Raw genomic sequence first — 9,887 nt, 5'->3', positions numbered from 1 at the left:
GGGGCGGGGACACGCGAACGGCGTGCGTGCGCGGGGCGGGGGCGTCCGATGGCGGGGAGGGGCGGCGGCCGATGGCCTGAGCGTGCATTCTAGGAGTCGCGAACGGCTTTTTTCAATGGCTTCGGAAAAATGCGTCCACCGGCTCGGTGCATTCTCGTACCGACGGCGCAGAATATGACCAAAGCGATCTTTGGAATGAATATCGCAAAAGGTCGGTCGGGGGCTGCGCCGGGGCCAGCATGGCACACCCGGGCGACAATCCGGTGAACCCTCCCGGAGGCGTTCTCCGGGGGCTCGTTTTGTCGGTGTCGACCCGTAGTGTTCTTGTTGTGAGCGACCGATGGAGTATCGACGACGTATGGGCCGTCGCCCCGGACGCCGCGTCCCGCAAAGCCGCCGTCAAGGTGGGCAAGGCGGCGTCGTGGCCGCAGCGGGGGGCGGTCGCCGCGTCCGCCGGCGGCACCTCCGCCGTGTGGGGCGAGTGCCAGGGCAGCGGCTCCAAGCCCTACCTGGCCGCGGTCCACCTGGACGGCGGCACCGGCCCCGCCTACAAGTGCAGCTGTCCCAGCCGCAAGATCCCCTGCAAGCACGTGCTCGGCCTGCTCGCCCTGTGGGCGCAGGGCGAGGTCGCCGACCGCGAGGACAAGCCCTCCTGGGTCGGCACCTGGCTCGACGGCCGGGCCGCCCGCCAGGCGCGCGCCGCGGACCCCGCCAAGGCCGCGCCCGCCGACCCGGCCCGGGCCGCCGCCACCCTGCGGGCCCGCGAGGAGGCCGTCGACGCCGGACTGGCCGAACTGCGCCTGTGGCTGCACGACCAGATCGACGCCGGGCTCGCCGAGGTCCCCAAACTCGGCTACGACCACTGGGACCGCATGGCCAAGCGGCTGACCGACGCCAAGGCGCGCGGCGCCTCGGGCTGGGTCTCCCGGCTGCCCTCCGTGGCCCGGCAGGAGAGCTGGCCCGAACGGGTGCTGGAGCACCTGGGCCTGCTCCACCTGCTCATCGACGGCTACGGGGCGCAGGGCTCCCTGGACGAGCGCACCCGCGGCGCGGTCCGCTCCCGGGTCGGCATCACCCTCAAGGCCGACGAGGTGCGGGCGGGCGGCGAGAGCGTCACCGACACCTGGCTGGTACTGGGCCGGCGCACCGTGCCCGGCGCCGAGGACGACATGACCGGCCTGCGCGTGTGGCTGCGCGGCGCCGAGACCGGCCGCACCGCCCTGGCCCTCAGCTTCGGCCGCGCCGAGCAGGCCCCCACCTCCCCCTACCGGCTGGGCACCGCCGTGCGGGCCGACCTGTCCTTCTACCCCGACGGGCACCGGGTCGTCCCGGTCCCGGGCACCGAACTCCCCGGGCCCGTCCCCCAGGGCACCACGGTCGCCGCCGCGCTCGACTCCTACGCCGCCGTCCTGGCCGAGGACCCGTGGCGGGAGACCTGGCCGGTGGTCCTCGCCGACGCCGTCCCGGCCCGGGACGACCGCTGGTACCTGGCCGACCCCGACGGCGACGCCCTGCCCCTGACCACCACCTCCCCCCGGCGCCTGCTGGCGGTCACCGGCGGACGGCCCGCCACGGTCGCCGCCGAGTGGTCGCCCGCCGAAGGACTCACCCCCATCGCCGTGTGGGACCGGACCGGAAAGGCGATCCCCCTGTGACCACCCCTTCCCCGGGCGCCTCCTCCCCGGGCGCCGACTCCTGGGACCTGCTGGTCTCCACCGCGCTCGTGGGCACCGCCCGCCGCGCCGTCCCCGACACCCCCGACCTGCCCGCCACCGCCGCGACCGAGGGCGCGGCCGCCCTGCTCGACCGGGCCGCGCTGGCCACCGTGCGCCGCCTGGCCGGGTACACGCCCGCCCGGGTCGCGCCGATCGACCCCGACCCCGGGCCCGACCTGCCCGAGGTCGGCGGACAGGCCGCCCGGCGGCTCGCGGTGATCCTGGCCGACCGGCCCGAACTCCTGCCCGAATGGCTGGACCTGGCCGCCGCCGCGGGCCTGCGCGCCCCCGCCGAGCACCTGCCCGCCCTGCTGGACCGCGGCGCCCGCGACAGCGCCCTGCGCCACTCCATCGCCGCCGCCGGCGGCTCGCGCGGGCGCTGGCTGGCCCGGTTCGAGCCCGACTGGGCGTACCTGCTCACCGAGTCCGACCCCGCCGACGTCTTCGACGAGGACACCTGGCTGCACGGCACCGAGGGCGAGCGCCGCCGCATGTTCGGCGCCCTGCGCGCCGCCGACCCCGCCCGGGGCCGCGAGCTGCTCGCGAAGGTGTGGCCCGACCTGCGCAAGGCCGAGCTCCGCCGCCGCCTGCTGGAGGCGATGGAGACCGGTTTGGGACCCGACGACGCCGACCTGCTCGAAACCGCCCTGGACGACAAGGGCGCCAACGTGCGCGGCCTGGCGCTGTCCCTGCTCACCCGGCTGCCGCACAGCGCCCACGCCGACCGGTTGCGCGACCACGTGCGGGCCCACGTCCGCCCCGGCCCCAAGGACACCGTCCTGGCCACCCCCGTGGAGGCCGACGAGGCCGGCCTGCTGCGCGACCTCGCCCTGGCCAGGCCCACCGGCGAGATCGGCCGCCGCGAACGCGCCGAGTACCTGTGGACGCTGGTCACCCGCACCCCGCTCGACGTGTGGACCGGCCTGCTCGGCACCGACCCGGCCGGGGTACTGGAGCGGGTCGCCCGCTCCGGCGACGACGAGCTGCACGACGCCCTGCTCAACGCCATCGGCGTCCAGAGGGACCCGGACTGGGCCCGTGCCGCCCTGGGCATGCTGGAGGGCCGGGTCACCGACCGCCTGGTCAGCGCCGCCCGCGGCCGCCGCTCCCTCCAGCTGGAACCGCTGCTGCGGGTCCTGCCCACCGCCGAGCGCTGCACCCTGGTGGAGCACTCCTTCGGCCCCGGCACCGGCACCCGCGACGTGTGGTCCCTGCTCAACGCGGTCCCCGGACCCTGGAGCGTGGAGCTGACGCACCGGGTCGTCGCGCGCCTGGGCGGCAAGGGCTGGGACCGCGACACCGGCGGCTACCGGTCCGTGTGCCTGCTCCTCGCCGAGCGCACACCCCCCGAACTCGTCCACGGCCTGCCGCAGCAGACCCCCGCCCTGGCCGCCGTCGGCGGCGGACCCTCCGACCACGCCTACCAGACCATGCTCACCACCCTTCGCTTCCGCCTCGACATGCACAAGGAGCTCGTGTGACCACCTCCTCCGCCCCCTCCCTCTCCACCGACGCCGCGCAGGCCCTGCGCCCGCACGCGGAGCAGACCTACGCCGCCGAACTGGAGGCGCTGGCCAAGGCGGACGACCGGCGGCGCCCCCCGGGCTGGCGGCTCTCCCCCTGGGCGGTGACCCGGTACCTGCTGGGCGCCACCCTGGAGGACGGCACCGAGATCACCCCCAAGTACATCGGCGCCCGCCGCGTCGTCGAGGTCGCCGTCGCCACCCTGGCCACCGACCGCGCGCTGCTGCTCATCGGCGTCCCCGGCACCGCCAAGACCTGGCTGTCGGAGCACCTGACCGCCGCCATCTCCGGCGACTCCACGCTCCTGGTCCAGGGCACCGCGGGCACCTCCGAGGAGGCCGTCCGGTACGGCTGGAACTACGCCCGGCTGCTCGCCGAGGGCCCCTCCAAAGAGGCGCTGGTCCCCAGCCCCGTGATGACCGCCATGGCCCGCGGCGCCATCGGCCGCATCGAGGAGCTCACCCGCATGCCCTCCGACGTGCAGGACGGCCTCATCACCGTGCTGTCGGAGAAGGCGCTGCCGGTGCCCGAGCTGGGCATCGAGGTGCAGGCCCAGCGCGGGTTCAACATCATCGCCACCGCCAACGACCGCGACCGCGGCGTCAACGACCTGTCCAGCGCGCTGCGCCGCCGGTTCAACACCGTGGTGCTGCCGGTGCCCGACAGCGCCGAGGACGAGGTCCGCATCGTCACCCAGCGGGTGGAGCAGCTGGGCCGCTCGCTGGAGCTGCCCGACGTTCCGGCCGGGCTGGACGAGATCCGCCGGGTGGTCACCGTGTTCCGCGAGCTGCGGTCCGGGGTGACCGAGGACAACGGCACCAAGGTCAAGTCGCCCAGCGGGACGCTGAGCACCGCCGAGGCGATCTCGGTGCTCACCAACGGGATCGCGCTGGCGGCGCACTTCGGCGACGGGGTGCTGCGCCCCGCCGACGTGGCCGCCGGGATCCAGGGCGCCGTGGTCCAGGACCGGGTGTCCGACGGCGTGGTCTGGCGCGAGTACCTGGAGACCGTGGTCCGCGGCCGGGACGGCTGGGGCGAGTTCTACCGCGCCTGCCGCGAGGTGGGCGCCTGATGGCACGACTGGACACGAGCGGTCTGCACGTCCTGGGCGTGCGGCACCACGGGCCGGGGTCGGCCCGCGCGGTCCGGGCGGCGCTGGCCGAGATCAAGCCGGACGCGGTCCTCATCGAGGGGCCGCCGGAGGCGGACGCGCTGATCCCGCTGGTGGGGGAGCTGGAGCCGCCGGTGGCGCTGCTGGTGCACCTGGCGGACCCGCCCAAGGACGCGGACGCGGCTGCATCGGCGGCCGGGTGGGCGTTCTGGCCGTTCGCGGCGTTCTCGCCGGAGTGGGAGGCGCTGCGCTACGCCGCCGAGAACGACGTTCCGGTGCGGTTCTGCGACCTGCCCGCCGCGCACACCCTGGCGGAGCGGCTGGCCGAGGCCGAGGCGCCGGGCGAGGGAGAGACGGGTGAGGGGACCACCGAGGACCCCGAGGCCGTGGGCCGCGACCGGCTGCGCATGGACCCCCTGGGCGTGCTCGCGGAGGCCGCCGGGTACGACGACGCCGAACGCTGGTGGGACGACGTCGTCGAGCAGCGGCGCGACGGCGAACCCTCGCCGTTCCCCGCCATCGCCGACGCCATGGCCGCAGTCCGGGACGAGAGCGGACCCGAACAGGGCCGCGGCGCCCGCCGCGAGGCGTACATGCGCCAGGTGCTGCGGGCCACCCTCAGGCAGGGGCACGAGCGGGTCGCCGTGGTCTGCGGCGCCTGGCACGCGCCCGCCCTGCGCGGCGTCGCGGACTACCCGGTCAGCGGGGACACCGCGCTGCTCAAGGGGCTGCCCAAGGTCAAGGTCAGCGCCACCTGGGTGCCCTGGACCCACGGCCGGCTGGCCTCCGCCAGCGGCTACGGGGCCGGGGTCACCGCCCCCGGCTGGTACCACCACCTCTACACCGCCCCCGACCTGCCGATCCACCGGTGGCTCACCGAGGCCGCCCGGCAGCTGCGCGAGGAGGGCCACCACGTGTCGTCCTCGCACGTCATCGAGGGCGTGCGGCTCGCCGAGAGCCTCGCCGTCCTGCGCGGCCGACCCCTGGCCGGGCTCGACGAGGTGTCCGAGGCGCTCACCGCCGTCCTGTGCGAGGGCGAACCCGTCCGCGCCGCCCTGGTGCACCGCACCATGGCCATCGGCGAGCGCATGGGCTCGGTGCCGCCCACCACGCCCATGGTCCCGTTGCAGCGCGACGTCATCGCCGCGCAGAAGCGCCTGCGGCTCAAGGCCGAGCCGTTCGACCGCGACCTCGACCTGGACCTGCGCAAGGAGGGGCACCGCGAACGCAGCGTCCTGCTGCACCGGCTGCGCATGCTCGACGTCCGCTGGGGCGACCCCCAGCAGACCTCCGGCGGCAAGGGCACCTTCCGGGAGTCCTGGCGCGTCCGCTGGGAACCCGAGCTGGACGTGGCGCTCATCGAGGCCAGCCGGTGGGGCACCACCGTCGCCGGGGCCGCCTCGGCCCGGGCCGCCGAACGCGCCGCCGACGCCGACCTGCCCGAGCTGACCGCCCTCACCGAGCTGTGCCTGCTGGCCGACCTGGCCGACGCCCTGCCCGGAGTGCTCGGCCTGCTCACCGACAGGGCCGCCACCGACGGCGACGTCACCCACCTGATGGGGGCGCTGCCGCCGCTGGCGCGCTCCGCCCGGTACGGCGACGTGCGCGGCACCGACGCCGCGCACCTGCGCACCGTCGCCGAGCAGATCCTGCGCCGGGTCTGCGTGGGCCTGGCCCCGGCCGTGCACGGCCTCGACGACGAGGCCGCCGCCCGGTTCGTCACCCAGATCGACCACACGCACTCCGCCGCCACCCTGCTGGGCGGCGAGGCGCTCGCCGAATGGGAGGCCACCCTGGCCTCCCTGGCCCGCCGGGAGACCCTGCCCGGCCGGATCTCCGGGCGGCTCAACCGGATGCTGTCCGACGCCGGGCACATCGACGCCGAGGAGCTGCGCCGCCGCCTGGGGCTGGCCATGTCCCAGGGGACCGAGCCCGCCACGGCCGCGGCCTGGCTGGAGGGGTTCCTCCAGGGCAGCGGGCTCGTGCTGGTCCACGACGACCGGATGCTCGGCCTCATCGACGCCTGGCTGCTGGGCCTGCCCGAGGAGCGGTTCACCGCGGTGCTGCCGCTGCTGCGCCGCACCTTCGGGGCGTTCGACGGCTCCGAGCGCCGCGAGATCGGCGAGGCCGCCGGCCGGCTGGGCGGCGCCCGGGTCGCCGCCGTGCGGACCCGGGCCGCCGTGGACGCCGAGCGGGCCGCACCGGCCCTGGCCACCGCCCTGGCCATCCTCACCGACGGAAGGAAGCGCGCATGAACGCCGTGGACACCATCGACGAGCGCGAACGCCGCTGGCGGCTGGTGCTGGGCCGGGAGGCGCGCTGCCCCTCCGGGCTGAGCACCACCGACCAGTCCATGGACGCCGCCCTGGAGGCCCTCTACAACCGGGGCGACGCGGCGGGCGCGGGCGCCGGCGGCGGCGGGCGCTCCGGCGGGCTCGGCGGCTCCGCCCCCCGCGTGGCCCGCTGGCTCGGCGACATCCGGGAGTACTTCCCCGGCACCGTCGTCCAGGTCATGCAGAAGGACGCCATGGAGCGGCTGGGCCTGCACCAGCTCCTCCTGGAGCCCGAGATGATGGAGGCCGTCGAGCCCGACGTCCACCTCGTCGGCACCCTGCTGTCCCTCAACCGGGTGATGCCCGACAAGGCGCGCGAGTCCGCCCGCGCCCTGGTCCGCAAGGTGGTCGAGGACCTGGAGCGCCGGGTCGCCCAGAAGACGCGTTCGCTGGTGCAGGGCGCCATCGACCGCTCCGCCCGCACCCACCGGCCGCGCCGCGTCTCCGACATCGACTGGAACGCGACCATCCGCCGCAACCTCGCCCACTACCTGCCCGAACACGGCACGATCGTGCCCCAGACCCTGGTGGGGTACGGGCGGCGCAGCCAGGGCGTGCAGAAGGACGTGGTGCTGGCCATCGACCAGAGCGGGTCCATGGCGTCGTCGGTGGTGTACGCGAGCGTGTTCGGGGCGGTGCTGGCGTCGATGAAGACGCTGCGCACCTCGCTGGTGGTGTTCGACACCGCGGTCGTGGACCTCACCGAGCAGCTCACCGACCCGGTGGAGGTGCTGTTCGGCACCCAGCTGGGCGGCGGCACGCACATCAACAAGGCGATCGCGTACTGCCAGGGGCTGATCGACCGGCCCGACGACTCGATCTTCGTGCTGATCAGCGACCTGTACGAGGGCGGCGTCCGGGCGGAGATGCTGCGCCGGGTGGCGTCCATGCAGGCGGCGGGGGTCCAGGTGGTGGTGCTGCTGGCGCTGTCCGACGAGGGCGCGCCGTTCTACGACCGCGAGAACGCGGCCGCGCTGGCGGAGATGGGCGTCCCGGCGTTCGCGTGCACCCCGGACGTGTTCCCGGAGCTGATGGCCGCCGCCATCCAGGGGCAGCCGCTCACCGCGTGGGTGGACAAGCAGAAGGACGCGTAGGGGTCGGTGGCCCGAGAATCCGGGCCACCAGGTGGGGTCATGGGCTGTTCACCGGCGGGACGCCCAGGAATACTCGATCCGGGCGGGCGGGGCTGTGGCGGTCTCCGCCCGCCCTCCTGTGTCAGCGGCCGTAGAGGTGGACGCGGTCGTCGACGTCCACGGCGGGGGTGGAGGTGTGCCAGGCGCGGTGGCCGATGCGCACGGTCCAGTCGCTGTACACCCACTCCCCGGACCAACCTGCGGTCAAGCGGAAGTTCGCCCGGTAGCGGCCGACCTCCCCCGGCCGCAGGGTGAACAGGGGGCGGGGCCAGCGGCGGGGGAAGGACTCTGCGCTGTCCGGGGTGGCCCGCGCCACGGTGAGCAGGCCGCCGTGTTCGCGCAGGCGCAGGCACCAGGGGACCCCGGTCATGGCGACGTACCGCGCCACCTCCTCGGGGGCGTACGCGTTCTCCTCGCGCAGGGCGACGTCGTGGAGCAGGACCGGGGTCGCGGCCTCCGGCTCGGGGAGGTCGGGCAGGGGGAAGGTCTCGGGCAGTCCGCGGCGCAGGTCCGCGGAACGGGCGTCGCGGCCTGCCTTGGTCCACCACACGGAGATGCGCTGCACGGCGATCGGGGGAGTGCCCATGTCCCCATGATGGCCCAGGGACACGCGGATATCGGGTCCCCGGCGAAAGGGAACCGATTGATTACTTTTAGTGATCAAAGCGTCTCGGAAAGCGGTGTGCCGTGTCCCCACGATTTCTGCCCCTGGCGCGCGCCGGTGCCGGGGCGTCCGCGGCCGCGGTGCTGGCGGTCCTCGCCCCGGCGCTTCCGGCGGCGGCCGAGGAGGCCGAGGAGGTCTGCGCGCACGCCCGCGGGGACGGTGGCTGTGCCCTGGTGCTGACCGGCGCCCCGGAGGAGGCGGCGGTGCGGGAGGCCGGGCCGTGGCTGGAGGTGCCCGGGCGGGACCCCGACTGCCGGACGGGGGAGGGGGTGCCGGTCGAGACGGTGCCCGGCGACGACGAGGTGTTCTACCTGGCGCCGGGGGAGGAGACCGTCCACTGCGACGTCACCACGTTCCCGATGGCCGCCGAGCCCACGGAGCCCGCGGCCGAGCCCGAGGTCGCCGGGCAGCCCGAGGCGGCGCTCGAACCCTCCGAGCCGCCCGAGGGCGTGGAGCAGGAGACCCTCTCCGACGTTCCGGAGCCCGTTCCCTCGCCCTCTCCGTCGCCGTCGCCGGAGTGCCTCGACGGCGAGGAGGCGCGGGAGTGGCAGCGCTTCCCCGTCGAGCGAGGCGGCCCCTGCCGGGGGACGCCCCTGGCCCAGTGGCCCGACCTGGAGGCCGCGGCCGAGCAGGCGGCGCAGCTCGCGTTCGCCGATCTCGCGGACCGGCTCGGCGTCTCCGTGTTCGACCTCGCCGAGCACCTGGGCGTCGACGGGGTGCGCGGGCTGTCCCGGCGCAGTGTCGACGAGCTTGCGGCCATGCTCGGGATCACCCCGCGGGAACTGGTCGAACGCGCCGAGGCGGCGGCCGCCGCGGCGCTGGCCGAGGAGGTGTCCTCCGCCCTCTCCCGCAGGGGCGGCCTGTTCGGAAAGCCCACGCGCCCGTCCGACACCCGCCTGCCCGCACGCCTTCCCGACACCGGCCCCCGGACCGCCGCCCTGGTGCACGGCGGCGTCCTGCTCACCGCGGCCGGCGCCCTGATCCTGCTGCTGGCCCGCCGCCGGATTCCGTCCTGAACCGGCCACCGCCGCCGGGAACCCCGCGCCGCCGCGGGGAGTCCCACACGTGGGCGCGATCGAGGGAAGGGGCCTGGTGGACGGGACGCACACGGGAGATCTGCTGGCCGGGGACGACGACGGACCGGAGGAGGTCAACGACCTCCTGGACGACGGCGGTGACACCATCAGCGATGTCAGCCGCTCTCTGCTGCCCGAGAGCTCGCCGGACGCGACGGCGACGACCGTCCTGCTCCGGGACGAGCTGGGGCTGCCCACGGTCGGTGAGATCGGCGGCGACCTGCTGGGCGCGGCCGCCGAGGCGGCCGCCCGCGACACCGGCCTGCCCGGCCGGGCGGTGGGGCTGCCCTCCCGCCCGGTGCCGGACACGGTCATCGACGAGGCCGACCAC

At 75.5% G+C, this 9,887-nt stretch carries 8 protein-coding genes; 7 read left to right on the top strand and 1 reads right to left on the bottom strand.

All coding sequences use genetic code 11. From position 1 onward, the window contains the following. Positions 1-404 precede the first annotated feature (404 nt). The 5 genes from ACJOT3_RS27700 to ACJOT3_RS27680 are packed head-to-tail and all read left to right on the top strand — an operon-like array spanning position 405 to position 7,777. Complete coding sequence (locus tag ACJOT3_RS27700; RefSeq protein WP_406976059.1) at positions 405-1,655, top strand: SWIM zinc finger family protein; 1,251 nt, start codon at positions 405-407, stop codon at positions 1,653-1,655. Beyond that, a complete protein-coding gene (locus ACJOT3_RS27695) occupies positions 1,652-3,196 on the top strand; it encodes a DUF5691 domain-containing protein (protein WP_406976058.1) in 1,545 nt (514 codons plus the stop codon). The genes ACJOT3_RS27700 and ACJOT3_RS27695 overlap by 4 nt, the downstream gene beginning before the upstream one ends. Further along, complete coding sequence (locus ACJOT3_RS27690) at positions 3,193-4,311, top strand: ATP-binding protein (RefSeq protein ID WP_406976057.1); 1,119 nt, start codon at positions 3,193-3,195, stop codon at positions 4,309-4,311. Before ACJOT3_RS27695 ends, ACJOT3_RS27690 begins: the two co-directional genes overlap by 4 nt. After that, a complete protein-coding gene (locus ACJOT3_RS27685; protein ID WP_406976056.1) occupies positions 4,311-6,605 on the top strand; it encodes a DUF5682 family protein in 2,295 nt (764 codons plus the stop codon). The genes ACJOT3_RS27690 and ACJOT3_RS27685 overlap by 1 nt, the downstream gene beginning before the upstream one ends. Further along, complete coding sequence (locus ACJOT3_RS27680) at positions 6,602-7,777, top strand: VWA domain-containing protein (protein WP_406976055.1); 1,176 nt, start codon at positions 6,602-6,604, stop codon at positions 7,775-7,777. The genes ACJOT3_RS27685 and ACJOT3_RS27680 overlap by 4 nt, the downstream gene beginning before the upstream one ends. 121 nt (positions 7,778-7,898) lie before the next feature. Here ACJOT3_RS27680 and ACJOT3_RS27675 read toward each other — a convergent pair whose 3' ends face one another. Next, positions 7,899-8,402, bottom strand: a complete 504-nt coding sequence (locus tag ACJOT3_RS27675; protein ID WP_406976054.1) for a hypothetical protein — start codon at positions 8,400-8,402, stop codon at positions 7,899-7,901. Between the two features lie 101 nt (positions 8,403-8,503). On the opposite strand from ACJOT3_RS27675, the gene ACJOT3_RS27670 reads away from it, so the two are divergent. Further along, entirely contained in the window at positions 8,504-9,496 is a 993-nt protein-coding gene (locus ACJOT3_RS27670; protein ID WP_406976053.1) for a hypothetical protein, read from the top strand. Between the two features lie 49 nt (positions 9,497-9,545). After that, positions 9,546-9,887: hypothetical protein (locus tag ACJOT3_RS27665; protein WP_406976052.1), on the top strand; the 342-nt coding region annotated here is incomplete at its 3' end.

The sequence above is a fragment of the Nocardiopsis protaetiae genome (assembly GCF_045446735.1).
GTDB lineage: Bacteria > Actinomycetota > Actinomycetes > Streptosporangiales > Streptosporangiaceae > Nocardiopsis > Nocardiopsis protaetiae.
Note: the sequence above shows the minus strand (reverse complement) of the source record. Positions and strands in the feature narration are given on the sequence as shown.